The organism is Bradyrhizobium sp. USDA 3262 (assembly GCF_054060035.1).
Map to the genome: position 1 here is coordinate 3,531,127 of NZ_JBSSCT010000001.1, position 26,581 is coordinate 3,557,707.

Here is a 26,581-nt window from a genome sequence, read left to right on the forward strand (position 1 = left end):
GGTGTTGCGTTTTTTGTTAGTAGCGCAGCGGCCAGTGCACCCAGGCCCGCCTGATGTCGTGCCAGGCGCCGACCAGCCCCCTCGGCTGGAAGCGCAGGAACAGGATGATGACGAGGCCGTAGAGCATGCTCTTCAGCTCCTGCGCGCCGGTCGTGAAGGTCGCGTCCATCTGTGCGCTGAACAGGCTGAAGATGATCCGCGTCGCCTCCGGCAGCAGCACGATCAGGACGGTGCCGAGCACCGCGCCGAGCGCCGAGCCGAGCCCGCCGACGATCAGGATCGCCAGCGCCTCGATCGAGAGCAGGAACGGAAAGCCCTCGACGCTGACGAAGGAGAGATAGATGCCGTACAGCGCACCGGCGATGCCGGTGATGAACGCCGAGGTGATGAAGGCGAATAGCTTGTAGGCATGCAGGTTGATGCCCATGACGCGCGCCGCGGTGTCGTTGTCCCTGATCGCGACGAAGGCGCGGCCGACCCGGCTGCGGCGGATGTTGAGGGTGGCGAACAGCGTCAGCCCCGAGATGCCGAGGCAGAGATAGGTGAAGGCGGCATCGCTGTCGAAGCTGATGCCGAAGATCTCGGGCCGCTGCACCTGAATGCCGCGCGCGCCGTTGGTGAGCCAGCGCATCTCCAGGATCACGGTGTTGATGATGAAGGAGAAGGCGAGCGTGGTGATGGCGAGGTAAAGTCCCTTGAGCCGCAGCGACGGCGCGCCGACGATCAGGCTCGCCAGCGCCGGCACCACGCCGGCGCCGAGGAAACCGACCAGCGGCGGCATGTGGTACTTCGAGACCAGCACCGCGTAGGCATAGGCGCCGGTGACGAGGAAACCGACATGGCCGAGCGAGATCAGACCGGTGTAGCCGGTCAGGATGTTGAGGCCGAGCGCGCCGGTGACCGTGATCAGGATGATCATCAGGAACGACAGCGCGTAAGAGTTCAGAACATAAGGCGCTGCGATCAGCGCCAGCAGCAGCACGGCCGACCATAGCCACACCGGCGGGGAATCGATCAGCGCAACCAGTTCGCCGTAGCTCTGCTTGTAATCGCCGGTGCGCATCACACCCTCTCGATGTCGCGTTCGCCGAAGATGCCGAACGGGCGGATCATCAGCACGATGATGATCATGGCAAAGCCCGCGACCTCCTTCATGCCGGAGCCGATATAGCCGCCGGCCAGGTTTTCGGTGATCCCGATCAGCAGGCCGCCGAGGCCGGAGCCGAGCACGGCGTCGAGGCCGCCCAGGATGGTGGCCGGAAACGCCTTCAGCCCGAGCTGAAACATCGCCGGCGATAGATCATAAGACAGCGCGAAGAACACGCCGCCGATGCCGGCGATCACGGAGGAGGCGGCCCAGGCCAGCGCATGAACTCTTGTTGCGCTGATGCCCATCAGCAGCGCGGTGCGGTCGTCGGCTGCGACCGCCCGCATCGCGACCCCGACCTTGCTGTAGCGGAAGAACGCCCAGATCGCGGCAAGCAGCAGAAGCAGCGTCGCGATCACGGCAATCTGCCCGGTGCGCACGCCGATGCCGCCGAGATGCACGATGCCGCGGCCCATGCCGATATCGAGGCCGTGCGGGTAGGCGTCCCAGATGAAGTTGATGGCGGAGCGCAGGATCACGGCGAGCCCGATCGTCACCATCACGGTCGCGAATACCGGCTCGCCCAGCATCGGCCGCATCACGAGCCGCTCGATGATCAGCCCGAGCAGGATGGCGGCGAGAATCGAGCCCACCGCGACGACGAACACATTGCCGCTGACCGTGGTCGAGATCGTCCAGGCGATGTAAGCCGTGATCATGGTCATTTCGCCCTGCGCGAAATTGACCAGCCCGGTCGACTTGTAGATCACCGCGAAACCCATCGCGATCAGGCCGTAGATCGCGCCGATCGCGAGCCCCGAGATCAGCAGCTGGATGAGATACTGCATTCAGCCCTCCGCCCGGTAGATGATGGCGAACTCGCGGGCGAACTTCTTCTCGATCATGGCGCGGCGTACCTTCTGGGTGGCGGTCAATTCGCCGTCGTCATGGTCGAGCTCCTTTTCCAGGATGGCGAATCGCCTGATGTTCTCGACCCGGGCGAACCGCTTGTTGGTCTCGTTGACGACGCGCTCGACCAGCTCATTCACTTCGGGAAGCTGCGACAGCGATTTGTAGTTGGTGTAGGCGAGCGCCCGGTCGCGCGCCCAGCGGCCGACATTGTCGTAGTCGACCTGGATGATGGCGCCGAGATACTTCTTGGCCTCGCCGACCACGATCGCTTCCTTGATGAACTCGGAATCCTTCAGCGCGTTCTCGATCTCGGATGGCGCGATGTTTTTGCCGCCGGCGGTGATGATGATCGCTTTCTTGCGGTCGACCACAGCGATCTCGCCATTGTCGAGGACATCGATGATGTCGCCGGTGCGCAGCCAGCCGCCGGGCTCCAGCGAGGCGGTCGAGGCTTTCTCGTCGAGGAAGTAGCCCTTGAAGACGCCCGGGTTGCGCAGCAGGATCTCGCCGTCGGTATCACACTTCCATTCGGTCTGCGGCAGCGGCACGCCGCAGCCGCCGATCCGGTGATGGTTTTCGGTCTGGATGAAGGCGACGCCGCCGCTTTCGGTGAGGCCGTAGCCCTGTGATACCGGGCGGCCGATGATGTCGAAGAAGCGCAGCGTCTCCGGCGAGATCGAGGCGCCGGCACAGAGCCGGTGCTGGGTGTAGGCGAAGCCGAGATGGCGCTGCAAATTGCGGAACATCAGGAGATAGAGCACCCCATAAGCCACGCGATCGAGCCAATTATCGTTGCCGGCCTGCCGGCGGTCGGACAGCGTGCGGCCCCAGGCGAGACAGGCCCTGGTGAAGCTCTGGCGCAGGCGACCGCTCTCGCCGAGGCGGAACAGAAAGCCCTGCTGCAGCTTTTCGTAGATGCGGGGAACGCCGACGAAGAAGGTCGGTGCGATCTCGCGGATGTTGATCGCGACCGTGTCGATCGACTCAGCAAAGGACACGGTGCCGCCGAGTACGAGATGGGTCACGGTGCCGTAGCAGCGCTCGGCGACGTGGCACAGCGGCAGATAGCTCACCGCCTCGAACGGCTTGTCGGCGATCCCGACGGTTTTGGCATAGGCATAGGCGGCGTAGACGAGATTGCGATGGGTCAGCATCGCGCCCTTGGGCGGGCCGGTTGTGCCCGAGGTGTAGACGAGGATGCAGACGTCGTCGGGCGCGCCCTGGCTGATCAGGCGGTCGAGCGTGGCGTCGGCCTCCGGGTTCTGCTGCGCGTAGGCCCTGCCGCGCTCGCACAATGCGGCGAACGACATCAGCTCCGATTGCCGGTAATGCCGCAGGCCCTTCATGTCGATGCAGACGATGGCCTCGAGGTCCGGCAGGCCGCCATTGCCCGCCATCGCATCCAGCACCTTGTCGGTCTGCTCCTGGTCGCCGGTGACGACGATGCGGGCACCCGAATGCTTGACGATATATTGCAGCTCGACCCAGGGGTTGGTCGGATAGATGCCGACCGCGACCGCGCCGATCATCTGCGCACCAAGATCGGCATAAAACCATTCCGGCGTGTTCTCGCCGGCGATGGCGATCCGGTCGCCCGGCTTGATGCCGAGCGAGAGCAGGCCGAGCGCCACCGCGCGCGCGGTGTCGTAATAGTGGCGCCAGGAATAGGGATTCCAGATGCCGTAATCCTTCTCGCGCAGTGCCAGCGCCTCGCCGTGCATGGTGGCGCGCTGCCGCAGCAATTGCGGGATGGTGATGGCCGCATCCGCAAGCGCGGTTTGGAACGCGTCGGCGCCGGTTACCGGCGGATTCCGCGGCGTGCTCGCTTGCAGCGGCGGATGAGCGGTGCGCAGGCTGTCCAGCGTCGACATCACGCGCCTGCCTTTGCCATCGCTTCAGTGCGCTGACCGCCGAGATAGGCCTCCGCGACCGCCGGATCGCGCCTGATCTCACCGGGCGTGCCTTCGGCGATCTTGCGGCCGAAATTCAGCACATGGACGCGGTCGGAGATGTCCATCACGATGCGCATCTCGTGCTCGATCATTACGACGGTAATGCCGAGCTCGTCGCGGATGTCGAGCACGAAGCGCGCGATGTCCTCGGTCTCCTCCTGGTTCATGCCGGAGACCATCTCGTCGAGCAGCAACAGCTTCGGCTCGCAGGCCAGCGCGCGGCCGAGCTCGACGCGCTTCTGCTGGCCGTAGGACAGCGTGCCGACCACAGCGTCCCTGATGTGCTCGATCTCGAGGAATTCGATGATGTGCTCGACACGCCGCCGTGCCGCGATTTCCTCCTTGCGGGTACGCCCGTAAAACCACACCGCATCGACCACGGTCGAGCGCAGATGGGTGTGGCGGCCGGTCAGGATGTTCTCGACCACGGTGCCGTGCTTGAACAGCGCGAGATTCTGGAAGGTGCGGCCGATACCGACCGCGGCGAATTTCCACGGCGAGATCGTTGAGAGGTCGATGCCGTCGAAGCTGATGCGGCCGCCGCTCGGCCGCAGCACGCCCGAGATCATGTTGAACAGCGTGGTCTTGCCGGCGCCGTTCGGACCGATCACGCTGCAAATCTCGCCGGGCGCGACGCGCAGGCTGACATCGGCGACTGCCTGCAGGCCGCCGAAGCGCTTTGACAGGTTCTCGACCGTGAGCAGCGCGGTCACGACAGCCACCGCTTGCGGCGCTTGTAATGCTTGACGTCGCGCAGGCTCTTGCGACCGGCGGAGGAGACGCCGAGATAGAATTCCTGGACGTCCTCGTTGGCGGTGAGCCTCGCTGCCGTGCCGTCGAGCACGACGCGGCCGGTCTCCAGGATGTAGCCGTAGTCGGCGATATCGAGTGCGCGCTGCGCGTTCTGCTCGACCAGCAGCACCGTCATCTTCAGTTCGTCGCGCAGCCGGACGATCACCTCGTAGATGCGGTCGATGATCAGTGGCGCGAGGCCGAGCGACGGCTCGTCGAGCGCCAGCAGCACGGGATTGGTCATCAACGCGCGGCCGATCGCGAGCATCTGCTGTTCGCCGCCGGACATGTAGCCGGCGATCTGGTCGCGCCGCTCATATAGCCGCGGAAACAGCGCGAACACCTTGTCGCGGCGCTCGCGCGCCTCGGCGCTGGTCCTGGTGTAGCCGCCCATTTGCAGGTTCTCGTCGATGGTGAGTGCCGCGAACACGCGACGGCCCTCCGGCACCTGCACGATGCCTCGGCGGACCAGCTCGTCCGGCGCAAGGCGATGCACCTCGTCATTGCGGAAGCGGATGCTGCCGTTCTCGATCACGCCTTCCTCGGTATAGAGGATGCCGGACATCGCCTTCAGCAGCGTCGATTTGCCGGCGCCGTTGGAGCCAAGGAGGGCGACGATGCTGCCCTCGGGCACCGCGATCGAGACGTCGCGGATCGCCTCGATCGCATTGTCGTAGACGATCCGGATGTTGCGGAATTCGAGCAGGCAATCCTGCGCCGGCATGGCCTCTGGCGCTGCTTGCGGCATCGGATGCGGGATGGTCGTCGGCATCGGGCTCAGACCCGGCCGGCCGATAAGCGCGGACGCGCGGCGAGGATGGCATCGGTGACGAGCTTCGCGGTCTCGGCGCAAGCTTGCGTGCCGCCATTGCCATATTGCTTCACCGCGTCGCCGACGCACCACAGGCCCTCGATGCCGGTCTCGCGCGGCAGATCGTAGCCGGCGCAGCTGCGTTGCGCCGGCCAGTCGTCGCGCATCACCCGGATCGACAGGATCCTGGCCTGGTCGAAATTCGCGAACTGTTCGCGCAGGTCCTCGAGCGCGAGCGCGACCTCCGCGTCCGCATCGAAATCGCCGAGCGCGGGCACCGGCACGGCATAGGCGACGTAGAGGTGCCAGCCGGGCGGCGCCAATTCCGGACAAGTGGCAGAGAGGTTGGCCATGTTGCAGAGCCGGCGCGTCTTGCCGAAGGTGACAATGCCGGGATGATTGATCAGTGGCTCGCGGCTCGCGACATTGATGACGATGTTGGCGGCCGGGCGAAGGTCGTTCTTCACCCGGGCGATATAATCCGCCGGGAACGCCTCGCTGCCGGCAAGCCCGACCGTGGCCTTTGGCCCGGCATTGCTGATCACGAGATCGGTGTCGATCTGTACCCGCTCGCCATTCCTGAGCACGGTGACGCCCTCGACGCGGCCGTTGGCGGTGTGGATCGTCGTCGCCGGCGTTCCGAGCCAGATGTCGCCATTGCGCCTGACAGCGTTGCCGAGACTATTCCAGACCCCGATCGTGCCCTGCGGGCAAAAGCCGAATTTCTTGAAGGCACCCTTGCTGGTGAAATAAGTGAGGAAGGCGCGGGCCGGCAGCTCGGCGGCGTTGCAGGCGAAGATCGCCGCGCAGAGATTGCGGAACAGCGCGTGAACCGTGGCGTTGCTGGTGTAGCCCTTCAGCCAGTCTTCGGTCGATTGCCGCCCGTCGGGCAGATTGCCGGAGCGGGCGTCGGCGAATTTCTCCAGGATGCGCGAGGCCTGCTTGGTCAGTTGGCCGAGCAGCAGCGACCAGCCGCCGCGGCCGACATCGATCACCTTGCCGTCGATGAAGAACGAGCTTGCGGGTTCCGGCGCGCGGATGTCGAGCGGGGCGCCGACGGTGTGGAAGGTTTCCTCGAACACGCCACCGAACTCGATCGCGATCGCCCCGATATTGACCTTGAAGCCGTCGATCTCCTCGGTCGAGGCGCGGCCGCCGAGCCGGTCCTTGTCGTCGACGACGAGCGTATGCAGCCCGCCATGGGCAAGGCGCGCCGCGGCGCACAGCCCGCCGGCACCGGCTCCGATCACGACAGCATCGATCCTCTGAGAATCCACGCACAACCTCCCTCGATGCCGCCGGGTTTGGTCCCGGCGTGCGCAATCCGCTTGCTTGATGGAAGGCAGTCTAATATAATCCGACCGGTCGTTCAAATTATTTTTTGACGCAGGTCGCGTCATCAAGGGCGATAAGAGTTCTGGTGGATGGTGCCCGCAAAGGGGAGGAGAGCGTGCGGCGGCGGTAGTATAGAGAGATGGCAGTCGCCCGATTCCGGCGGCGCCGATGGTGCATGAAAGAGACGGCAATGGCGCGGACGCGCTCAGAGAATTACAACGAGATTCACCGGAACATTCTCACCACCGCCTGCGGCCTGTTCGCGCGGCAGGGCTATATGCGTGCCTCGATCGCCGACCTTGCGGATGCCTGCAAGCTGTCGCGCGGCGCGCTGTACCATTATTTCGATTCCAAGGAAGCGATCCTGTTCGCGATCCTCGACGCCCATATCCGCGAGATGATCATCGACGTCGAGGCCGCAATGGCCGAAAAGGCGACGACGCTGGAGCAGTTCCGCGCCGCGATCCAGGCCATCGTCGCGCTGAATGCGCGTTCGAGCGACGAGCAGCGCGTGATCCTCAACGACCTCTCGTTCCTCGGCGAGACCGAGCAGGATGCGATCAAGGCGCTGGAGCGCCAGTTGGTCGACACGGTCTCGGATCTGCTGGTCAAGCTCGACAAGGAAGGCAAGATCGTCAAGCGGACCAAGAAGATCTACAGCATGATGCTGTTCGGTATCCTGAACTTCAGCCACACCTGGTACGACCCGAAGGGCGGGATCGATCCAAGGGAGTTCGCCGACATGGTGGTGGACCTGTTCCTGTACGGCTTCACCATGCCGGTGCCGGCAAAGGACGCCGCGCGGCCGCTGCGCCAGCGCGCCTGAGGCCGATGCGGCGCACTTTGCGGCTTCGCGCCGAAGGCATCTCTCGCATCGATTATTCCTCATCTCATCTGCACATCATCGTGAAGGCCGAGACGTTGTCCCGCGCGTAACGCGTGTGCGGCGCGCTGCGTAGACCTGCCAACAAGCACCGCAACAGTGGCTGATGATGGCATCGCAGCGAGGGAAGAAACATCCACATGAATCTGTCGTTCAACATCGCCGAACGGGGCGAGGGGTCTTATCGAGCGCTCGCGATCCTGCGCTGGGTCATGGTCGTGATCTTCGTGTCGTTCGGCATGCAGAAATTCACGCTGCAATCGGCGCAAGGCATCGCCCAGTTCATCAGCAACAGCCCGTTCATCTCGTGGCTTTCGGTGTTCGGTCTCCGGGGCGAGGCCTATGTGCTCGGGGTGGCCGAATTCGGCATTGCGGCGCTGCTTGCCGCCGGCGCGTTCAGCCCGCTTCTCTCGGCGATCGGCGCGCTGATGGGCGTCATCACCTTCGCGGTGACGTGGTCGTTCTTCTTCACGACGCCGGGGGTGGTCAAATGGAGCCTGTCGACCGATCCGATGGCCTGGAACCTGGCCGGCGAGTTCCTGTTCAAGGACGTCGTGCTGCTCTGCGTTTGCCTCGTGCTGCTGTTGGCGTCGCTGCCGCGGTCGATCGTCCGCTCGCGCGCCACATAGCTCTCGCGCGGCGCGATCGATGGTTAATCGATGTTTAACGAGGCGTCGCGCGCATCCGGCATCTGGAACAGGACAAAACGTCGCGGACGACCGTGTCTTGAAAATCGAATCCAATCGGCTTATGCAACCTTCGATTGACGAATTGTTGCTAGGAAGAAACGTCCCCGGTTGGGAGCGGAATGTGACGAAGTCAGAAATATCCTTGGCCCGATCGGCAAGCGCCGATCTTGCCTTTTCGTCGAAGTCCACTCCAGTCATTTTCAAACGTCCCGCATTTTTTAGTTCGATTGCAGTTCCCGCACCGTGGCTGGAGTGGGAGGGCGGTCGCGATCGCGGCTTCCGGAAGTGACCACCGGAACAGCGATCGGGCCGCCCCGTCCCCAGTCGGGATGGTAACGGCGCAAGACGCGTAATCGTGAATTCGGACGCATCGGTTCCACCGCTAGGATCGTGATGTCGCCATCTCTCGATGGTGAACAGACTCGCTCGCGGGTCACATCGCAACATCGTCCTGATTTCGTTCTTCATGAGACAATGGCTCACCGTCCGGATCGCGGCCGTCCTGCTCGTCGTCGCTGTTAGCGCGCTTGGGATGGCGCGCGCGGATTCCGACATGGATGCGCAGATCAGGGACATCGTCACGACGGAACTCGCGCCGACCGCGACTGCGGCCGACCCAGGCGGCCTCGCCGCGGCGGTCTATGCCGGCGGCCGGGTCACCTTCTTCAACTACGGTTTCGCTGACGCAGCGGCGAAGCGGCCGGTTACCCCGGACACGCTGTTCAATCTCGCTTCGTTGCGCAAGCTGTTCGAGGCGACGCTGGTCGCGCTCGGGACGGAGCGCGGCGAATTGCGGCTGGACGATCCCGTCAACAAATATCTGCCCGAATTGCACGGGGACTACGTCAGCCGCGTCACCATCGGCGAGCTCGTCAATCATACGTCCGGGCTGCTGCTGCCGACCGATCATCCGCCATGGCCGGTCGGGACCTTCAGCCGTGATCAGTTCATCGCGATGCTCAATGCATGGACGCCACCGGCAGGAGAGCAGCCGGGCAAGCAGCGCATCTACAGCCATGCCGGCTATGTGCTGCTGCAGCTGGTGCTGGAGCGGCGCTATGACATGCCGATCGCGACGTTGATCGGGAGCCGAATTCTCGAGCCGCTCGGCATGACCTCGACCTTCGTTCCGGACCGCAGCGGGGACGACCGTGCGACGATGGCGCCCGAGATGATGCAGCGTGTGGTTCAGGGCTACTCCCACGACGGCACGGCGATCGGTCCGCCCGGCAATCAGCAACGCTATTATGATTTTCCAGGCACCGGCCAGATGTTCTCATCGGCGCGCGATCTCGGCATATTGCTGGCCGCCTGCCTCGACGGCGCGGTGATCGATCCCGAATTGCGCGCGGCCTTGCAGATGACCGAGCGGGAGAGTTTTCGCGTCGACGAGAAGTTCGGCCAGGCGATGGCGTGGGAGCATGTGCGGCTGGACGGCGTCACCGTGATCGACAAGCCCGGTGGTCTCAACAACGCCTCAGCCTATGTCGGGCTGGTGCCGGCGCGCAGGCTCGGGATCGTGCTGCTCGCCAATCGCGGCGACTATCCGCACGAGATCGCGCGCTACAGGATCTTGCCGGCGCTAGCGCGACTCTAGTCGGAGAACGTGCCAGTCCAATGACACGGCCTGCGCGGCAGGGCAGGGGGTGCATGCAAAAATCGCGATGGCGCGGAACCATGATCGGCTGTATAAGCCGGTAGCTTCTTCTCCATTTTGAAGAGGCTGATATGACCGATCTGTATCCTGATTTGCACAATTGGCTTTCGCAACAGCCCCATGGGTTGCGAACCTTCAGGACCTTCCAGCAAAAACTCGAGATCCTCGGCAGGGACGACCCGGAGCAACGCGGCGTTTGCCGGTTGCTGAGCGGTCTCGTCGGCAATTACGTCGAAACTTTCGACGAGGAGCCGCTGCCCGTCGCGGTCGCCGACCGCGCCTATGGCCGGCTGCTCGATCTCGTCGCAAGCCTTGATCTCAAGGGAAATCCAGACCGGCGCCTGGCCGACATCAACCGCGTCGCGTCCTGCGATCTCCTGAACTGATCGCGGGGGCTTAGCGCCGCGTCGTCGCGAGCTCGCGATAGAGCGCGGCGTAGCGGCCGGCGCGATTGTGCCAGGAGACATCGGTGGCCATGCCGGCCTGTTGCAGCCGGCGCCACGTCACCTTGTCGTTGAACAGCAGGTTCGCCTTGCGCAAGCCATGGGCAAGCGCATCCGAGGTTACGGGTGCGAACTTGACGCCGGTCGGCGCATCGCCGGTGATCGCGACTTCGTCGAAGTCGAGCACGGTGTCGGCAAGGCCACCGACATTGGCGACAACAGGGACCGCGCCGTAGCGCAGCGCGCACAGCTGGGTGAGGCCGCACGGTTCGAAGCGCGACGGCACCGCGAGCGCATCCGCGCCGGCCTGGATCAGATGCGCCAGCGCCTCGTCGTAATCGATCACGACCGCGATCCGTCCGGGATTGTCGTGCGCCAGCGCGGCGTAGCGATCCTGCAGGTCGCGATCGCCGCTGCCGAGCAGCGCAAGCTGAATGCCTTCGCTAAGCAGCGTCGGGATGTTCTCCAGCAGCAGGTCGAGGCCCTTCTGCCATGACAGCCGGCTGATGATACCGAGCAGCATCGCATCCGGCATGGGATCGAGCCCGAAGCGCCGCTGCAGCGCCGCCTTGTTCACCGCGCGCTCCGCCAGCTGCTCGGCGCTGAAGCGCGCCGCGATGTCGGGATCGGTGGCCGGATTCCACACTGATATGTCGATGCCGTTGAGGATGCCGCTCAGCACGTCGGCACGTTCGCGCAAGAGGCCCCCGAGCCCCATGCCGCCCTCGTCGCTTTGAATCTCCCGCGCATAGGTCGGCGACACCGTGGTGATGCGGTCGGCGAATTGCAGGCCGGCCTTCAACAGGCTGATGGTGCCGTAATATTCGACGCCGTGCAGCGCGTAGGATTCGCCCGGCAGGCCGAACGCGGCAAGCATGTCCGGCGAGAACTGGCCTTGGTAGGCGAGGTTGTGCACGGTCATCACCGTGCCGGGGCGCGGTTGCCCGGCATAATGCAGGAGGGCAGGAGCGAGGCCCGCCTGCCAGTCATGCGCATGTACGATGTCGGGGACGAAGGAGGTGATCGCGCCCTGGCCGATCTCCGCCGCCATCCGCGACAACGCGGCAAAGCGGATGCCGTTGTCCGGCCAGTCGCGTCCGTCCGGGCCGACATAGGGATTGCCGGGCCGCGCATAGAGATGCGGCGCGTCCAGCGCGAACAGATCGAGGCCGTCATGCGTGCCGCCGAGCACGCGGATCGGCCCGCCGTAGAATTCCGGCCAGTGCAGCAGCGTCTCCGCCGAAGCCAGCGCCTTGAGCACGTCGGGATAGCCGGGCACCAGCGTCCGCGTCGTGACGCCGTGCTGCTTCAGCGCCGCCGGCAGCGCGCCGACCACGTCGGCGAGGCCGCCGGTCTTGACGATCGGGTAGACTTCCGAGGCGACTGCGAGGACGCGGATGGGCGTCATGTCCCCAGCCTGTCGATCATCGACTGTGTGATCAGCGTGACGCCTTGCTCGGTGGTGCGGAAGCGCTTGCCGTCGAACTCGGGATCTTCGCCGACCACGAGGCCTTCCGGAATCCGCACCCCGCGATCGATCACGACGTTTCTGAGCCGCGCGCCACGGCCGACATTCACATAGGGCATGATCACGGCATTCTCGATATTGGCGTAGGAATTGACGTGCACGCCGGTGAACAGCAGGGAGCGCCGCAGCGCCGCGCCCGAGATGATGCAGGCGCCCGAGACCAGCGAGGTCACCGCCTGGCCGCGCCGTCCGTCCTCGTCATGCACGAACTTGGCGGGCGGGGTGATCTCGGCATAGGTCCAGATCGGCCAGGTGCGGTCGTACAGATCGAGCTCCGGCACGACATCCGTGAGGTCGATGTTGGCGCCCCAATAGGCGTCGACGGTGCCGACGTCGCGCCAGTAGGAGCGCGGATCGTCGCCCGAGCGGACGCAGGAATCGTTGAACTGATGCGCCACGGCCCGGCCGTGCTTGACGATATAGGGGATGATGTCCCTGCCGAAATCGTGGTTGGAATTCGGATCGGCGGCATCGCGGCGCAATTCATCGTACAGGAATTGCGAGTCGAACACGTAGATGCCCATGCTGGCGAGCGACTTGTCGGGCTTGCCGGGCATCGGCGGCGGATCGGCCGGCTTCTCGAGGAAGGACTGGATCAGGCCGGTCTCGTCGACATGCATGATGCCGAAGCCGCTGGATTCCGTGCGCGGCATTTCGAGGCAGCCGACCGTGACGTCGGCGCCGCTCTCGACATGCTGCTTCAGCATCACCTCGTAGTCCATCTTGTAGATGTGGTCGCCGGCGAGCACCAGAATGTATTTGGTGCCATGCGCCTCGAGGATGTCGATGTTCTGGTACACCGCATCCGCCGTGCCGAGATACCAGTTGGTCTCCGAGACGCGCTGGCTTGCGGGCAGGATATCGAAGCTCTCGTTTCGTTCCGGACGGAAGAAGTTCCAGCCGCCCTGCAGATGCCGGATCAGGCTGTGCGCCTTGTACTGGGTCGCCACCGCGATACGGCGAATGCCGGAATTCACCGCGTTGGAGAGCGCGAAGTCGATGATGCGCGACTTGCCGCCGAAATAAACGGCCGGCTTGGCGCGCCTGTCGGTGAGCTCCTGAAGTCTGCTGCCGCGTCCGCCGGCCAGCACATAGGCGAGGGCGTGACGCGACAAGGGTTCATTTCCGACTGATCTCATGGTCATCCTCCCAGAACTTCAGGCGCGGCCCCGCTGCCTTCTCTTGTCCGGAAGGCCTGATCGGGCGCCAACGGGGCCGATTGGGAACGTAGCAAGTGCATCCCGGTTGAGCAAAGCGGATGGCGAGCTTTCGTTCCCCGAATCCCGTCTCCCGGAGATCGGGGTTGCGGGCCGGTTAAAGCTATTGACGAGGCGCGATTTCGGCCTAGAGCAAGCCTGCCCGTTTCCTGCCGAGGCCAGCATTCCATGACACTTGTTTCCGTCACGCCCCAGAACATCCGCGCAACGCTGCTGCTGCGCCGGGAGATCGCGCTGCTCGACGTCAGGCATGAAGCGGAATTCGCCACCGGCCATCCGCTGTTCGCCGCCAACATGGCGGCCGGCCGGATCGCGCTGGAAGCCGAGCTGCGACTGCCGCGCAAGGACGTGCCGATCGTCCTTTATGACAATGGCGAGGGGCTGGTCGCGGCCGCGGCCGACCAGTTGCGGGCGCTGGGCTACAGCGACGTTGCTGCGCTTGCGGGCGGCTTGCAGGGCTGGAAGGCGGCCGGTTACGAGGTGTTCGAGGACGTCAATTCCTACGCCAAGGCGTTCGGCGAGCTGGTCGAGTCGCGCAGGCACACGCCGTCGCTGAGCGCCGACGAGGTCGCCGCGCTGATCTCGGACAAGGCCAACATCGCGATCCTCGACGTCCGCCGCTTCGACGAATACGCCACCATGAACATCCCGGGCTCGGTCAGCGTGCCCGGCGCCGAGCTGGTGCTGCGCGCCGGCGGCGCGGCGCCGGATCCCGACACCACCATCATCGTCAACTGCGCCGGCCGCACCCGCTCGATCATCGGCACGCAGTCGCTGATCAATGCCGGACTGCCCAACAAGGTGCGCGCGCTGCGCAACGGCACGATCGGCTGGACGCTGGCGAAGCACGATCTCGAGCACGGCGCCGGCAAGCGCGGCGGCATCGGTCCGTTCGAGGGCGCAGGCGACAATGCGCGCGACGTCGCCTATCGCGCCGGCGTCCGTCACATCGGGATCGATGAATTCGCCGCGCTGGACGAGGACGCGCACCGTACGCTGTATCGCTTCGACGTGCGCGATGCCGAGGAATACACGGCCGGTCACCTTGCCGGCTTCCGCCACTATGCCGGCGGCCAGCTGGTGCAGGAAATCGACATGGCCGCGCCCGTGCGCGGCGCGCGCATCGTGCTGAGCGACGACAAAGGCATTCGCGCCGACATGACGGCGTCCTGGCTCGCGCAGATGGGCTGGGAGGTCTATGTGCTCGACGGCGGCTATGACGGCCGGCTCGAAGTCGGATCGCCGCGCATCGTGCCGCGGCCCGATCCCGCGCACCGCTACCGGCGGCCCTATGAAGGCACCGGCGTCGCGGAGCAGGCGATGCAGGCCTATCTCGATTGGGAGTACGGCCTCGTCGAGCAGCTGCGTCGCGACGGCACGCACGGGTTTTACGTGATCTAGCGGATGACGTGGTGACGGCGGTGCGATCGCATCGGTCGGTGCCGAGTCGCAGGGCGCACTGCCAAAATATCGAAAACAACCCCATGCAAAGTAGCCGGTGGCTGCCGGCGTTCGACACCGCAACTTGACTCGTCGGGCAAATCAGCGGTATTCTTCCATTATTCAGAAATCGTGCCGGCATGGTCGTCCCTGCGAAAGCAGGGACCCATAACCACAAATGCCAATTGCTGGGCGATGCTGGAACGACGAATTCCTTCAACAAGGTCCGCCGCGGAGTATGGGTCCCTGCTTTCGCAGGGACGACGATGAGGATGGTTCTCGATAAGGTGTCACACCACGCGGTGTCATCACCCGCGCATGCGCATGCGGGTGATCCAGTATTCCAGAGACGTCTGTGCTTGAGGCGAAGGGCCGCGACCCATCCCCGTCATTGCGAGCCACCCGGTCGGCGCGAAGCGCCGCCGGATGACAGGCTCCGCGAAGCAATCCATCGCTACCGCATACGCGGCCAGATGGATTGCTTCGTCGCTTCAGCGCAAAATTGCTTCGCAATTTTGTCGCGAGCTCCTCGCAATGACGCGGCTAAATATATGCCCGCCGCTATTTCGGCAGCGCGATCGGCGTCAGCTTGAACGGGCCGGGGTCTTTGCCCTTGTTGTCGCCGATCACGTAGGACAGCTTGCCTTCGGCGACCCAGCCGACATCGCCGACTTGCGTCACCGACACCGGTTCGGCGAGGCCATCCTTGATGGTGTCGACCGTGGCCTCGCTGCCCTTCACCGTGACCTTGTCGAGCTTGCCGTTGCCCTCGATCAGCAGGAAGCCGCCGCCATGGGCACGCAGCGCGTCGGCGTGGTCGAGCGGCCGCGACGGCTTCAGCTCGGTCACGGCGCCGGCCTTGCCGTTCTTCACCTCGATCTTGAACAGCTTGGCCGGAATGAAGGTCGTGACGTAAAGATTGCCGTCGGCGCCGATCGCGATCCCGTCGAGCCCGACGCCGTCCTTGGCCGGCGCGAGTTGCGGATCGGTGGCGAACGTCGCCAGCGCCGTGCCGCCGGGCTTCAGGCTGTAGACGAACGGCGCAAAGGAATCGCTCACATAGGCGGTGCCGTCCGCACCGACCACGATGTCGTTGCAGAACGATTTCGGATCGCTCAAGGCAAAGCTGCCCTTCGGCGCGCCGCTTTTGAGATCGAAGGTTTTCAGCCAGGCGCCCTTAACGTCGCTTGGCCCCGCAACGCCCATCGCGCTGATGTCGTTGGAGCAGACATAGAGCGTGCCGCTCTTCTCGTCGGCGAGCACGCCGAGCGTCGAGCGGCTGTCGGCGGCGCCCGGCTTGACCAGCTGCTCGGCCTTGCCGCCCGAGATCTTCGTCACGCCGCCATGGTTGAAGCTGCCGACGTAAAGCGTCCCGTCGGAGGTCGAGGTCACGCTTTCCGGAAAACTCTTGTCGGGAACGCCGACCGGAGCTGTTTCGGCGCGCACTGCGCCGGCCGCACCGAGCGCGAGGATGATGGCCGCTAGCGATGCGCGGCGGATCTTGAGCAGTTCTCCCGTTGCGCGCGGACGTCCCGCGTCGCCATTGTTTTTTATCATGATCGTGTTTCCTCGATGAACCTGGTTGGACCAGGCAGGATTTTCTCGGCGATCGTCTCCGGTCGATGGTTGTTGTCTGCAGGGTTCCGGACCGGATTGTTCACCCGCCTGCCTTGTCGTCTCGATATATACGATAGTATATAGCGTGAGGGAAGCAGCGTTGGCGTCATGGAACGAGAGCTGGCATCGCGCCAGCAATGCGTGTGCGTTCGCCTGCGACGAATGCACCGCGACCCTGATCGCGGCCGCAGCGCGGCGCAGGCAGGAGATGGTTCGGCGGAAGTCGTGAGGCGGGATACTTCCGGTTCCGTCATTGCGAGCGAAGCAATCCACCTATCCGCCAATGCGTGGATAGATGCAACAATGTCAGTGTCGTCCCTGCCTAGTGCGCGATTGCGCACGGGAGCAGGGACCCATAACCACCGATGGTGATTATCTTGCGCTGCTGGAACGACGAGTCCCGTTCACAACATCCGCTGCGGAGTATGGGTCCCTGCTTTCGCAGGGACGACAGCGGTGTGTGCCGCCGAGCGTCTGTGCGTTTCGCCGGCGCCCGATCACCTCACTCCAGATGGTTGACCTTCGCCACTCAGGTGCGGATGTGTGCCTCATAGGCCTGGGATTGCTTCGTCGCTTCAGCGTAAAATTGCTTTGCAATTTTATCGCGAGCTCCTTGCAATGACGAAGTTGCTGCGGGATTTCAATCCGGGCTGAACGCGTCGTAGACCAGCTTGCGGAATGCGGGCGTGATGCGCTGACGCTCGTTCTGGGTCTGCTCGAGCATGATGTAGATCATGTCGAGCTTCGGATCGATGCCGAAATAGGTGCCGCTGCCGCTGTCCCACTTCAACTCGCCGATCGAGCCTGGTGGTGGCGGCTTGGCGATGCCGGGATCGGTGCGCACGGCAATGCCGTAACCATAGCCAAAGCCGTCGCCGGGGAAGTACCAGTAGTCGCGGCCGACGCCGGAGCCCGGCCCGATATGGTCCGTCGTCATGGCCTTGAAGGCTGCGGGGCTGAGATAGCGCTTGCCGTCGAGCTCCCCGCCATTGAGCAGCATCTGCGCGAAACGCGCATAGTCGAGGATGGTCGATACCAGGCCGCCGCCGCCGGATTCCCACTCCGGATGCGCGCGCCGGTCATTCTCTCCCTCGATCAGGATCGTGTCCGAGGGCAGCGGCTCCGCCAGCCGCGTCCGTTCGGTCTCGGCGTCGAGCACGTATGTGGTGTCCTTCATCCCCAGGGGATCGAAGATGCGCTGCTTCTCGAACTGATAGAGCGTCTTGCCCGAGACGATCTCGATCACCCGGCCGAGCACGTCGGTGGAATGACCGTAACGCCACAGCGTGCCGGGCTGCCGCGACAGCGGCAGCTTGGCCAGCCGCGCCACGAATTCCTTGTTGTCGAACTTGCCGTCGAACAGATGTCCTGCGCGGTAGATCTTCTGGATCCAGTCGGCGCCGATATATTCGTAAGTGATGCCCGAAGTGTGGCGCATGATATCTTCAATGGTCACTGGCCGGATCGGCGGCACCAGCTCCACCTTGGCCGGATCGTTCCCGCCGTCCGGTTCGATGGCGACCTTCACGTCGGCGAAGGCCGGGATGTATTTCGACAGCGGATCCTGCGGCGACAGTCTGCCCTCGTCGACCAGCATCATCGCGGCGGTGTTGGTGATCGGCTTGGTCATCGAATGCAGCGCGAACATCGTGTCCGGCCGCATCGGCGATTTGGTCGTGACGTCGCGATAGCCGAAGGTCTTCAGATAGACCGGCTTGCCGTGCTGCTGGATCAGGATGACTGCGCCCGGAATTTTTCCTGTCGCAACCTCGTTGTCAAAGAACGCGGTGATGCGTTCGAGTTTCTCCGGTGCCGGGGCAGGGGCATCGGAGGCGCGCGCCGCGCCCGATATGACAATCGCAAGACAACCGATCGCGGTCACTGCCCCGCGAAGCGTCAGCACAGCACGGTGGACTGCCCGGTCATATCCGCATGACATTGAAAAGCCTGCCCCTGCCTGATGCCCTGAGCGCAGAGTTTTAACGGCGTGCGCCCCCGCGCACCATAATCATTTTGGAGCGAATTTATTCCCGGCGATCGCCGGAATTATACGATTTGGGTAGCACCGACCGGCGTGCGCACCGCATTCGACAGCACCTGCAGCGCCTGGCTCAGTTCGGCGCGGTTGCGCGCGGCGCCCAGCGAGACGCGCAGGCCGCGCGGCGCGGCTTCGCCCGCCGCAAAGGCGTCTTCGCCGACCACGGCGAGGCCGTTGCGCATCAGATGCGACAACAGGTCCGTGCCGTCGAAATGTTTCGGCAGCGGCATCCAGAGATGATGGCTCGCCGGCCGCGCCGCATAAGTGACGCCCTTGAGGAAGCGGGCCGCAAGCTGCTGGCGCGCCGCCGCCTCGTTGCGGATCGCGCGGATGATGTCGGCGGCGACGCCGGAACGCAGCCATTGCGTGACCAGCGCGACCATCAGCGATGGCGGCATCTGCATGGTGGCCTGCATGCCGGCGCGCATGCGCTGCTCGGCGCTCGCATCGGGCGCCAGGAGATAGGCGACGCGCAAGGCCGGCGCGATGCATTTTGCGATGCTCGCGGCGAAGTAGGTGCGCTCCGGAATCAGGGTTGCGATCGGCGCCATTTGCGGTTCGAGCGGCCCGTAGACGTCGTCCTCGATCAGGATGCAGCCGCGCTTGATGATGATATCGGCGATCGCCTTGCGTCTGATCGCGCTCATCGTTGCCGTGGTCGGGTTTTGCTGCGTCGGCACCAGATAGACCGCCTTCGGCTTGTGCTTGCGGCAGGCCTCGTCGAGCGCGTCGGGCCGCGCGCCCTCGGCGTCCATCGCAACCCCGACCAGGCGGACATCGAGCCGCGCCGCCGCGGCCTTGATGCCGGGAAACGTCAACGCCTCCGTCACCACGACATCGCCCGGCGATGTCAGCGCCAGCAGTGCGTTGAAGATGATCGCCTGCGAACCCGGATAGATCACGATGCGGTCGGCCGAGGCCTGCGGCACCCGCGGCGCGAGCCACGCGGCGCCGGCCTCGCGCTCCGCAGTGGTGCCGCCGGGACGCGCATAGCCGAGATAGGCGGAGAACCCGGCCTCGGAGCGGATGGTCGCAAGACCCTGCGCGATGCGCAGGTCGAGATTGGCTTCGACCGGCTGCGGCGGCAGGTTCATCGACAGGTCGATGTTGACGGGCGCTGGCAGGTCGGAGGCGGCGCGCGCGGTGGTCTCCGAGACGAATGTGCCCTGGCCGACACGGGCGTCGAGCAGTCCGCGCCGCCGCGCCTCGCCATAGGCCCGCGTCACCGTGGTGAGATCGATATCGAGCGCCGAGGCCAGCGCGCGATGGGTCGGCAGCCGCTGGCCGCGGACCAGCCGGCCGCTCGCGATGTCGGCGGCCAGCGCGTCGACGATGCGCAGGAACATCGGGCCGTGCCATTCCGAAACTGTAGGGATCCAGTCCATGCAATCCGACGCTTTGTCTTTGATTGTAGGTGTTAGATTGCATATTGTATGGATCATGAGATCAGGTCAAGGACAACGGCCAAAGGAAAACGACGATGACCGAGACGGTTTCCCTGCCAAAGGCGATGTGGCGCGGCTTCACCATGAAGTGCCCGAACTGCGGGCGCGGCCATCTGTTCGGCCGTTTCCTCAAGGTTGCCGATCACTGTGAAGTCTGCAGCGAGGACTTCACCCCGCAGCGCGCCGACGATTTCCCGGCCTATCTCGTGATCGTCGTGGTCGGCCACGTCGTGGTGCCGGCGCTGCTCTGGCTCGAGATGAACTACGCGCCGCCGGCCTGGCTGCAACTGGCGATCTGGCTGCCGGTGACGTTGTTCAGCGCGCTCGCGCTGCTGCAGCCGACCAAGGGCGCGATCGTGGGGCTGCAGTGGCAGCTCGGGATGGAGGGATTTGCGGCGACGCGGCGTGTCGCCGCTCCGGCGCGGGTCGGACGGACTCGCGAAGCCTGACGCGATCTTAGAATCGTAGCCCGGATGAGCGGAGCGACATCCGGGAACAGTTGCCCCGCATATCGCTGCGCTCATGCGGGCTACAGCAGCGGGTCAAGTCAGGATCGTAGCCCGGATGGAGCCAACGGGTCGCGCGAACGCGCGCCCGATGACAGGCTCCGCGTAATCCGGGACCCTGTCGCCCGCACAACGAATCCCGGATTGCGCTGCGCTCCATCCGGGCTACGAAGATCAAATCGGATGATGATGCGGCCGGAACATCCGGCCCTTCTCCGTCACCAAGACGACGGCGAGCGCGGCCAGCGTGCAGAGGAAGAAGCCGGTCGCGAACGGCAGCAAGGTGCCGTCGTAATCCTGGCCGATCGTGATGCCGACGCCGATCCCGAGCAACGTCGTGATGGTGCCGTACAGCGATGACGCAGTGCCGGCGATCTTGCCCTGCGGCTCCATCGCGAGCGCCGTGAAATTCGCCATCATCAGCCCGAACGCGAACATCATCAGGCCCGACAGCACCATGAACAGCGGCAGCGACAGCGTGTCGGTCTTCACCGCCAGCAGCAGGGCGCCTGCGACAACGGCAAAGCCGGTCAGCGCGGCGTGCGAGATCACCCGCATGCCGATGCGGCCGACGATGCGCGAATTGAGGAATCCGGCGATCGCGACGCCGACCGCGCAGGCCGCGAAGGCGACCGGGAAGTAATGCCCGAGCTTGAAGATCTCGGTGAAGATCTGCTGCGAGGAGAACACGAAGGCAAACAGCGAGCCCTGCACGCCGCCGGCGGCGAGCGCGTAGCCGAACGTCTGGCGGTTTGTGATGGTCTGACGGAACGCGGACAAGACCTCCGGGATCGCCAACGACTTGCGCAGCTCCCTGGGCAGCGTCTCCGGCATCCGCATCGCGCTCCAGGCCAGCGCGATCACGCCATAGATCATCAGCAGCACGAAGATGCCGCGCCAGTGCGTCAGCAGCATCACCGCCTGGCCGAATGACGGCGCGATCACCGGCACCGCAATGAACACCATCATCGCCAGCGACATCACGCTCGCCATCCGCCGTCCGGCATAGCAGTCGCGCACGATCGAGGTCGCGATCACGCGGGTCGCCGCGGTGCCGAGCCCTTGCAGCGCGCGCGCCAGCAGCAGCGTCTCGAACGAGGGCGCCATGATCGCGAGCAGGCCGGCGATGGTGTAGACGGTCATGCCGCCGAGCAGCACCGGGCGGCGGCCGAAGCGGTCCGACAGCGGGCCCATCACGAACTGACCAACGCCGAAGCCGACCAGGAAGATCGACAGCACCATCTGCGGGCGGTTGGCGTCGGCGATCTGGAACGCGGAACGGATGTTCGGCAGCGCCGGCAGCATCATGTCCATCGCCAGCGGGTTCAGCGCCATGATCGAGGCGATGACGACGACGAATTCGGGAAAGCCCATCGGGCGGTGGCCTGAAGAAACCCAGGCATCGGCATTGATGTCAGACACTTAGCAACCTCTTGGGAATCCTCGCATCGTAGCGATCTTGCTGCGATGCACAATCGGCGTTTCGGGATGGCTGCCCGCCGATGGCGGTCGAGGTAGCGGGGTCGGGAACCGGGGCCAAAGCACAATTGGTCGATTATCGTTGCGGCTGCAACTATTTTGCTCGTGGCGCGCGGAAACCTCTGCTAATCCCGGGGCCAGCATCCGTGCGGGCAGGCGCATCGCCGCCGATCACGCCCGCGCGGCCAAGAACAGGTTCAGAACGGGTTTTGGGGAGGCCATAATGTCCATCGAACTGTCCGCGCGCTCGCGCGGCGCCGAACTGTCGGATGAGGAGCGCAAGGTCCTCACCGCGACGCTCGTCGGCACCACCATCGAGTGGTACGACTTCTTCGTCTACGCCCAGGCGGCGGGCCTGGTGTTCGGCGCGCTGTTCTTCGCGCCGATGAACGCGAACAATCCGCTGCTGGCGCAGATCGTGTCGTTCGCGACGCTCGGCTTGTCATTCCTGTTCCGCCCGTTAGGGGCCATCGTCTGCGGCCATCTCGGCGACCGCTTCGGGCGCAAGAACATGCTCGTCGTCACGCTGCTGTTGATGGGGGCTGCGACCGCGCTGGTCGGCCTGCTGCCGACCTATGCGCAGATCGGCGCCTGGGCTCCGGCGCTCCTCATTCTCCTACGCATCCTGCAGGGCTTCTCGGCCGGCGGCGAGTGGGGCGGCGCGGCGCTGATGTCGGTGGAATCGGCTCCCGTCGACAAGCGCAGCTTCTTCGGCTCGTTCCCGCAGGTCGGCACGCCGCTCGGCATGATCCTGGCGACCGGCGTGCTGTGGGTGCTCACCGCGACGCTCGGCAAGCAGGCGATGATCGAGTGGGGCTGGCGGATTCCGTTCCTGCTGTCGATCGTGCTGATCGTCGTCGGCATCGTGATCCGCCGCACGGTCGAAGAGTCTCCGGTGTTCAAAGCGATGCAGCGGCGGCACAAGGAATCCTCCGCGCCGCTGCGCGACCTGATGCGCAATCACAGCAAGGAGATTTTGCGCACGGCCTTGATCTTCATGGCCAACAATGCGGCCGGCTACATCCTGATCGCGTTCATCATCAGCTACGGCACCAACACGCTGAAGATGCCGTCCGAGCAGCTGCTGCTGATCGGGACGCTCGCGGCCGTGAGCTGGTTCATCTTCACGCTGCTCGGCGGCATCCTCGGCGACAAGATAGGCCGCGTGCGCTGCTTCCAGATCGGCTATACCCTGATGGTGCTGTGGGCGGTGCCGATGTGGTTCTTGATCGACAGCAAGAACCTCTTGCTGTTCTTCGTCAGCGCGGTCGGGCTTACCATTGCGCTCGGCCTGTCCTACGGCCCGCAGGCGGCGCTCTATGCCGAGCTGTTTCCGGCCAAGGTGCGCTATTCCGGCGTCTCGATCGGCTATGCGCTCGGGGCCATCTTCGGCGGCGCCTTCGCGCCGATGATCGCGCAGTGGATCGTCGGCACCTACGGCCAGTCCTGGCGCGTCGGCGTCTACATTGCGGTGCTGTCGCTGATCTCGCTGATCACGGTGTCGACGATTAGGGATCCGCAGGGCATCGATCTGAACGTGCACGACGCGGGGGCGTGAGCGGCCTGACGAAGATTGGCGGCTCCGTCATTGCGAGGAGCTCGCGACAAAATTGCGAAGCAATTTTGCGCTGAAGCGACGAAGCAATCCATTATCCGCATATGCGGAGCGATGGATTGCTTCGCGGAGCCTGTCATCCGGCGGCGCTTCGCGCCGACCGGGTGGCTCGCAATGACGGGAAGCATCGCCTGCCATTCCGGCACCGCACCGCACTGTCGGCGCGGTCATTCAGATGCGGGCGCCGCGGTTGTAGCCGTCGACGAGCTGATTGTAGTCGCGCATCAGCCGCGCCGGCGATCCTTCCACCATCCAGCCGGCGCCGGCATTGCTCAGCATCATCTTTTCGCCGGAGCTGTAGGGCACCTTGTCGCGAACGCGGCGCATGAGCTGCTTCGCCGTGGTGAGGAATGATTTGGCGCTGCCGATGAACATCGAGCCGAGCTTGGCGTCGCCGTCCTTGCCCGAGGCCTCGTCCATTGCCTTCACCGTGACCTCATACTCGTTGAGCGCCTGGGTTATCGCGTCGAGGTTGGGTTTGTCGGCCTGCTGCGCGCGAAGCACGCGTTTGGCCTGGATCATCAGGGCCTCGACATAGTAGTGCGACTTGCGGCCTTCGCTGGCCTCGATCGCGGCCAGTTGCTCGGCGGCGCGCTTGTCATTGATGGCCTCGACGCCGGCGCGCAGCGCCTTGTCGGCGCCGGCAAACGCATCCCAGGCCGCGACCAGGCGCGGATGCAGCGCCTTGCCCTTGGCCATCCTGTCGTCCTTGTAATTTTCCTGGGTGTAGTAGTCGTCCGCCTCCTTCAACAGCGGCTCAAGCGTGGTGACGGCTGCAACATACGTGTTCGCGGCGGCTTCAAGCTCGGCGTCGTGCGGGTCCGCTGCATTGGCAGCCGCGACGCTCGTCTTGCAGTCGGACGTGTCGTAGATCGTGTAGGTTCCGTAGATGATCCGTTCCTTGCCGGTGGGACCGTTCTTGGCGGCCCAGGAAAAGTAGCGTTCGCGGGATTCGTACGAGCGCGCCGAGAGACGGTTGATGCACCCGACATAGGCGTTCAGCTTGTGCGTCAGTTGCGCGGAGGAGGCGCTGGCCGACGACGCAGGCGGGGCCTGTTGCGCGGCGGCAGGTTCGAGGAAAGCAACGATGGCCGCAATCGCAAGGAAAGGGGTATTTCGCATCGGTAGTTTGCCCTCGTCTCGGCCGGAAATTGGCCGCCTCAGCCTGGAAAGCTTATGTGACGGCAGAAGGAGACGTCACACGAGTCTCCGCCGAGGCCGCGAGGCACACTATCGATCAACTTGTTTGTCGGCTACGGGCCAGAAGCCACTACCGCCGAACCCGGCGATCATGGACGCGCCTAGCTGATTCCCAGCATCGCCTTCAGCTTCTTGACCGCGCTGTCGGGTGTCGTCAGCACCTCGCGGCCAGTGACTTCAGCGACGCGCTCGGCCGCCGGGGCCATGCTGTACTGGGCGAGCGCGATCAGGTCGCAGTCGCGCAGCTCCTTGGACGCCTCGACCACGATGCGGTCATGCTCGGCGCGGTCGCCGCGGTCGAGCGCGGCCAGCGCGCCCTCGGCAAGCTTCGGCACCAGCGTGACCCGCGACGGGAATTCCGGCGGCATCGAGACCAGCGTCGGCGGAAAGGTCGAGAGCAGGCCGATCCGCTGGCCCTTCGCCACCGCCTGTTCGATCATCGCCTCGTTCGGCTTCAGCACCGGCATCGGCGCGTGCTCGCGCGCCACCGCCTCGATGCACGGCCCGAACGCCGAGCAGGTGAACAGAATGCCATTGGCGCCGGTGCCGACGGCATAGCGGCCCATGGTCAGAAACCGCTCGGTCATGCGCTCGTCAAGCTTGCCGTCGCGCGCGAGGTCCGCCGACAGGCTGTCGTCGAGCAGGTTCATCAGCCGCGCCTCCGGCCAATGCCGTGCGAATGATGCCTCGATCGGCACGATCGAGTGTTTCAGGGCGTGAATCAGCGTGATGCGCATCGATGTTTCTTGCTCTCCCTCTCCCCGCTCTTTCGCGGGGAGAGGGTTGGGGTGAGGGGCTCTATCGTCGTAACAGGTGAGAGGAGGGTATGCGGAGGCTCCCCCTCACCCGGATTGCTTCGCAATCCGACCTCTCCCCGCAGGCGGGGCGAGGTAACTTCGTTCACTTGAACGGAATCGCGTACATCAACCCGCCCTTGCTCCAGGTGGCGTTGAGGCCGCGCTCGAGCTTCAGCGGGCTTGCCTTGCCGACATTGCGCTCGAAGATCTCGCCGTAATTGCCGCCGGATTTGATGGCGGCGACCAGCCATTTGTTGTCGAGCCCGAGGCGCGAGCCGAGATCGCCCGACGCGCCGAGCAGGCGCTGGATCGCCGGGACCTGCGACTTCGCCATCTCGTCGGCATTGGCCTGGGTGACGCCGAGCTCTTCGGCCTCGATCAGGCCGTAATGCAGCCAGGTGATGATGTCGCTCCAGACCTCGTCGCCGTTGCGCGTGAACGGACCGAGCGGCTCCTTGCTGATGGTCTGCGGCAGCACGACATAGTCATCGGCCTTCGGGGCTGCGGTCGCGACCGCGCCGGCGAGCGCGGAAGCATCCTGGGTCATGGCATCGCAGCGGCCGCCGAAGAAGGTCTGGTACATGGTGTCGACGCGGTCGAACACCAGCGGCTTCCAGTCGATGCCGTTGGCGCGGCCGTAGTCGCCGAGCGTCACTTCATGCGTGGTGCCCTGGGCAACGCACACCGTGGCGCCCTTGAGGTCCTTCAGCTCCTTCACGCCGAGGTCCTTCTTCACGACAAAGCCCTGACCGTCGTAGAAATTGACCGGTCCCTGCCGCAGCCCGAGCGTGGTGCCGCGCAGAAAGGTTTGCGTCGAGTTGCGGTAGAGCACGTCGATCTCGCCCGACTGCAGCGCGGTGAAGCGGTTCTGCGCGGTCAGCGCGACGTAGCGCACCTTGGCGGGATCGCCGAGCACGCCGGCGGCAAGCGCACGGCAATAGTCGACGTCGAGGCCCTTGAAGTTGCCTTGCGAGTCCGGCGCCGAGAAGCCGGCAAAGCCGGTCGAAACGCCGCACACCAGCGTGCCGCGCTGCTTGACGGTGTCGAGCGTCGCCGCGTTTGCGCCCGCGATGCCCGCGGCGAGAACGGTTAGAGTGATGATACCCCTCAGCATGTCTTCCTCCTCCTAACGTTTGAG

Annotated in this window: 22 protein-coding genes; 7 read left to right on the top strand and 15 right to left on the bottom strand. The window is 64.7% G+C overall.

The genetic code is table 11. The annotated features are described in order from the left end of the window. Positions 1-16 precede the first annotated feature (16 nt). The 6 genes from ACVWYP_RS16255 to ACVWYP_RS16280 are packed head-to-tail and all read right to left on the bottom strand — an operon-like array spanning position 17 to position 6,831. On the bottom strand, positions 17-1,063 hold the full coding sequence (locus ACVWYP_RS16255) for a branched-chain amino acid ABC transporter permease (RefSeq protein ID WP_304499011.1): 1,047 nt from the start codon (positions 1,061-1,063) through the stop codon (positions 17-19). Then, positions 1,063-1,935 carry a branched-chain amino acid ABC transporter permease gene (locus ACVWYP_RS16260; RefSeq protein ID WP_028339595.1) on the bottom strand — a complete coding sequence of 291 codons (873 nt, stop codon included), beginning with the start codon at positions 1,933-1,935 and terminating at the stop codon, positions 1,063-1,065. The genes ACVWYP_RS16255 and ACVWYP_RS16260 overlap by 1 nt, the downstream gene beginning before the upstream one ends. Then, positions 1,936-3,870, bottom strand: coding sequence for an AMP-dependent synthetase/ligase (locus tag ACVWYP_RS16265; protein WP_304499012.1), 1,935 nt, complete (start codon positions 3,868-3,870; stop codon positions 1,936-1,938). After that, positions 3,870-4,664, bottom strand: a complete 795-nt coding sequence (locus tag ACVWYP_RS16270) for an ABC transporter ATP-binding protein (protein ID WP_028339593.1) — start codon at positions 4,662-4,664, stop codon at positions 3,870-3,872. Before ACVWYP_RS16270 ends, ACVWYP_RS16265 begins: the two co-directional genes overlap by 1 nt. Further along, on the bottom strand, positions 4,661-5,515 hold the full coding sequence (locus tag ACVWYP_RS16275; protein ID WP_304499013.1) for an ABC transporter ATP-binding protein: 855 nt from the start codon (positions 5,513-5,515) through the stop codon (positions 4,661-4,663). The genes ACVWYP_RS16270 and ACVWYP_RS16275 overlap by 4 nt, the downstream gene beginning before the upstream one ends. A gap of 5 nt (positions 5,516-5,520) precedes the next feature. After that, entirely contained in the window at positions 5,521-6,831 is a 1,311-nt protein-coding gene (locus ACVWYP_RS16280; RefSeq protein WP_304499014.1) for a phytoene desaturase family protein, read from the bottom strand. A gap of 248 nt (positions 6,832-7,079) precedes the next feature. On the opposite strand from ACVWYP_RS16280, the gene ACVWYP_RS16285 reads away from it, so the two are divergent. The 4 genes from ACVWYP_RS16285 to ACVWYP_RS16300 all read left to right on the top strand — a co-directional run bounded on the left by ACVWYP_RS16285 (position 7,080) and on the right by ACVWYP_RS16300 (position 10,504). After that, the gene (locus ACVWYP_RS16285; RefSeq protein ID WP_304499015.1) at positions 7,080-7,715 is read left to right on the top strand and encodes a TetR/AcrR family transcriptional regulator; all 636 of its coding nucleotides are present in this window, start codon (positions 7,080-7,082) and stop codon (positions 7,713-7,715) included. A 197-nt stretch (positions 7,716-7,912) separates the two neighbouring features. Then, complete coding sequence (locus tag ACVWYP_RS16290; RefSeq protein ID WP_304499016.1) at positions 7,913-8,401, top strand: DUF417 family protein; 489 nt, start codon at positions 7,913-7,915, stop codon at positions 8,399-8,401. Positions 8,402-8,927: 526 nt separating this feature from the next. Continuing rightward, positions 8,928-10,058 carry a serine hydrolase gene (locus tag ACVWYP_RS16295; protein WP_304499017.1) on the top strand — a complete coding sequence of 377 codons (1,131 nt, stop codon included), beginning with the start codon at positions 8,928-8,930 and terminating at the stop codon, positions 10,056-10,058. 131 nt (positions 10,059-10,189) lie between these two features. After that, entirely contained in the window at positions 10,190-10,504 is a 315-nt protein-coding gene (locus ACVWYP_RS16300; protein WP_028339587.1) for a hypothetical protein, read from the top strand. 10 nt (positions 10,505-10,514) lie between these two features. Here ACVWYP_RS16300 and glgA read toward each other — a convergent pair whose 3' ends face one another. Continuing rightward, positions 10,515-11,969, bottom strand: coding sequence for a glycogen synthase GlgA (glgA, locus tag ACVWYP_RS16305; RefSeq protein WP_304499018.1), 1,455 nt, complete (start codon positions 11,967-11,969; stop codon positions 10,515-10,517). Beyond that, entirely contained in the window at positions 11,966-13,228 is a 1,263-nt protein-coding gene (gene glgC / locus ACVWYP_RS16310; RefSeq protein WP_304499019.1) for a glucose-1-phosphate adenylyltransferase, read from the bottom strand. Before glgC ends, glgA begins: the two co-directional genes overlap by 4 nt. Positions 13,229-13,474: 246 nt before the next feature. On the opposite strand from glgC, the gene ACVWYP_RS16315 reads away from it, so the two are divergent. Then, the gene (locus ACVWYP_RS16315) at positions 13,475-14,707 is read left to right on the top strand and encodes a rhodanese-like domain-containing protein (RefSeq protein ID WP_304499020.1); all 1,233 of its coding nucleotides are present in this window, start codon (positions 13,475-13,477) and stop codon (positions 14,705-14,707) included. Positions 14,708-15,307: 600 nt separating this feature from the next. On the opposite strand, the gene ACVWYP_RS16320 is transcribed toward ACVWYP_RS16315, so the two are convergent. From ACVWYP_RS16320 to ACVWYP_RS16330, 3 genes are all read right to left on the bottom strand, one after another. Further along, entirely contained in the window at positions 15,308-16,303 is a 996-nt protein-coding gene (locus ACVWYP_RS16320; RefSeq protein WP_453946120.1) for an NHL repeat-containing protein, read from the bottom strand. Between the two features lie 700 nt (positions 16,304-17,003). Continuing rightward, positions 17,004-18,302, bottom strand: coding sequence for a serine hydrolase (locus ACVWYP_RS16325; protein ID WP_439711162.1), 1,299 nt, complete (start codon positions 18,300-18,302; stop codon positions 17,004-17,006). A 107-nt stretch (positions 18,303-18,409) separates the two neighbouring features. After that, positions 18,410-19,786, bottom strand: coding sequence for an aminotransferase-like domain-containing protein (locus ACVWYP_RS16330; protein ID WP_304499023.1), 1,377 nt, complete (start codon positions 19,784-19,786; stop codon positions 18,410-18,412). A gap of 95 nt (positions 19,787-19,881) precedes the next feature. Here ACVWYP_RS16330 and ACVWYP_RS16335 point away from each other — a divergent pair, with 95 nt between their 5' ends. Then, entirely contained in the window at positions 19,882-20,295 is a 414-nt protein-coding gene (locus tag ACVWYP_RS16335; RefSeq protein ID WP_304499024.1) for a DUF983 domain-containing protein, read from the top strand. Between the two features lie 231 nt (positions 20,296-20,526). On the opposite strand, the gene ACVWYP_RS16340 is transcribed toward ACVWYP_RS16335, so the two are convergent. Beyond that, positions 20,527-21,726 (bottom strand): Bcr/CflA family efflux MFS transporter, encoded by a 1,200-nt coding sequence (locus ACVWYP_RS16340; RefSeq protein WP_439711190.1) that lies wholly within the window; start codon positions 21,724-21,726, stop codon positions 20,527-20,529. Between the two features lie 328 nt (positions 21,727-22,054). Here ACVWYP_RS16340 and ACVWYP_RS16345 point away from each other — a divergent pair, with 328 nt between their 5' ends. Next, positions 22,055-23,389 (top strand): MFS transporter, encoded by a 1,335-nt coding sequence (locus tag ACVWYP_RS16345; RefSeq protein WP_304499026.1) that lies wholly within the window; start codon positions 22,055-22,057, stop codon positions 23,387-23,389. Between the two features lie 228 nt (positions 23,390-23,617). Here the strand turns inward: ACVWYP_RS16345 and ACVWYP_RS16350 are convergent, their stop codons facing one another. The 3 genes from ACVWYP_RS16350 to ACVWYP_RS16360 all read right to left on the bottom strand — a co-directional run bounded on the left by ACVWYP_RS16350 (position 23,618) and on the right by ACVWYP_RS16360 (position 26,557). Continuing rightward, positions 23,618-24,568, bottom strand: coding sequence for a YiiG family protein (locus ACVWYP_RS16350; protein WP_304499027.1), 951 nt, complete (start codon positions 24,566-24,568; stop codon positions 23,618-23,620). A 179-nt stretch (positions 24,569-24,747) separates the two neighbouring features. Beyond that, complete coding sequence (locus ACVWYP_RS16355; RefSeq protein WP_304499028.1) at positions 24,748-25,383, bottom strand: aspartate/glutamate racemase family protein; 636 nt, start codon at positions 25,381-25,383, stop codon at positions 24,748-24,750. A gap of 163 nt (positions 25,384-25,546) precedes the next feature. Further along, positions 25,547-26,557, bottom strand: coding sequence for an amino acid ABC transporter substrate-binding protein (locus tag ACVWYP_RS16360; protein ID WP_304499029.1), 1,011 nt, complete (start codon positions 26,555-26,557; stop codon positions 25,547-25,549). Between the last annotated feature and the right edge of the window lie 24 nt (positions 26,558-26,581).

Excerpts from the sequence above, each read along its gene's own strand:
- ACVWYP_RS16255 (WP_304499011.1), bottom strand. The coding sequence starts at position 1,063 with ATGCGCACCGGCGATTACAAGCAGAGCTACGGCGAACTGGTTGCGCTG.
- ACVWYP_RS16260 (WP_028339595.1), bottom strand. The coding sequence starts at position 1,935 with ATGCAGTATCTCATCCAGCTGCTGATCTCGGGGCTCGCGATCGGCGCG.
- ACVWYP_RS16265 (WP_304499012.1), bottom strand. The coding sequence starts at position 3,870 with ATGTCGACGCTGGACAGCCTGCGCACCGCTCATCCGCCGCTGCAAGCG.
- ACVWYP_RS16275 (WP_304499013.1), bottom strand. The coding sequence starts at position 5,515 with ATGCCGACGACCATCCCGCATCCGATGCCGCAAGCAGCGCCAGAGGCC.
- ACVWYP_RS16285 (WP_304499015.1), top strand. The coding sequence starts at position 7,080 with ATGGCGCGGACGCGCTCAGAGAATTACAACGAGATTCACCGGAACATT.
- ACVWYP_RS16290 (WP_304499016.1), top strand. The coding sequence starts at position 7,913 with ATGAATCTGTCGTTCAACATCGCCGAACGGGGCGAGGGGTCTTATCGA.
- ACVWYP_RS16295 (WP_304499017.1), top strand. The coding sequence starts at position 8,928 with ATGAGACAATGGCTCACCGTCCGGATCGCGGCCGTCCTGCTCGTCGTC.
- ACVWYP_RS16300 (WP_028339587.1), top strand. The coding sequence starts at position 10,190 with ATGACCGATCTGTATCCTGATTTGCACAATTGGCTTTCGCAACAGCCC.
- glgA (WP_304499018.1), bottom strand. The coding sequence starts at position 11,969 with ATGACGCCCATCCGCGTCCTCGCAGTCGCCTCGGAAGTCTACCCGATC.
- glgC (WP_304499019.1), bottom strand. The coding sequence starts at position 13,228 with ATGAGATCAGTCGGAAATGAACCCTTGTCGCGTCACGCCCTCGCCTAT.
- ACVWYP_RS16315 (WP_304499020.1), top strand. The coding sequence starts at position 13,475 with ATGACACTTGTTTCCGTCACGCCCCAGAACATCCGCGCAACGCTGCTG.
- ACVWYP_RS16320 (WP_453946120.1), bottom strand. The coding sequence starts at position 16,303 with ATGATAAAAAACAATGGCGACGCGGGACGTCCGCGCGCAACGGGAGAA.
- ACVWYP_RS16325 (WP_439711162.1), bottom strand. The coding sequence starts at position 18,302 with ATGTCATGCGGATATGACCGGGCAGTCCACCGTGCTGTGCTGACGCTT.
- ACVWYP_RS16330 (WP_304499023.1), bottom strand. The coding sequence starts at position 19,786 with ATGGACTGGATCCCTACAGTTTCGGAATGGCACGGCCCGATGTTCCTG.
- ACVWYP_RS16335 (WP_304499024.1), top strand. The coding sequence starts at position 19,882 with ATGACCGAGACGGTTTCCCTGCCAAAGGCGATGTGGCGCGGCTTCACC.
- ACVWYP_RS16340 (WP_439711190.1), bottom strand. The coding sequence starts at position 21,726 with ATGGGCTTTCCCGAATTCGTCGTCGTCATCGCCTCGATCATGGCGCTG.
- ACVWYP_RS16345 (WP_304499026.1), top strand. The coding sequence starts at position 22,055 with ATGTCCATCGAACTGTCCGCGCGCTCGCGCGGCGCCGAACTGTCGGAT.
- ACVWYP_RS16350 (WP_304499027.1), bottom strand. The coding sequence starts at position 24,568 with ATGCGAAATACCCCTTTCCTTGCGATTGCGGCCATCGTTGCTTTCCTC.
- ACVWYP_RS16355 (WP_304499028.1), bottom strand. The coding sequence starts at position 25,383 with ATGCGCATCACGCTGATTCACGCCCTGAAACACTCGATCGTGCCGATC.
- ACVWYP_RS16360 (WP_304499029.1), bottom strand. The coding sequence starts at position 26,557 with ATGCTGAGGGGTATCATCACTCTAACCGTTCTCGCCGCGGGCATCGCG.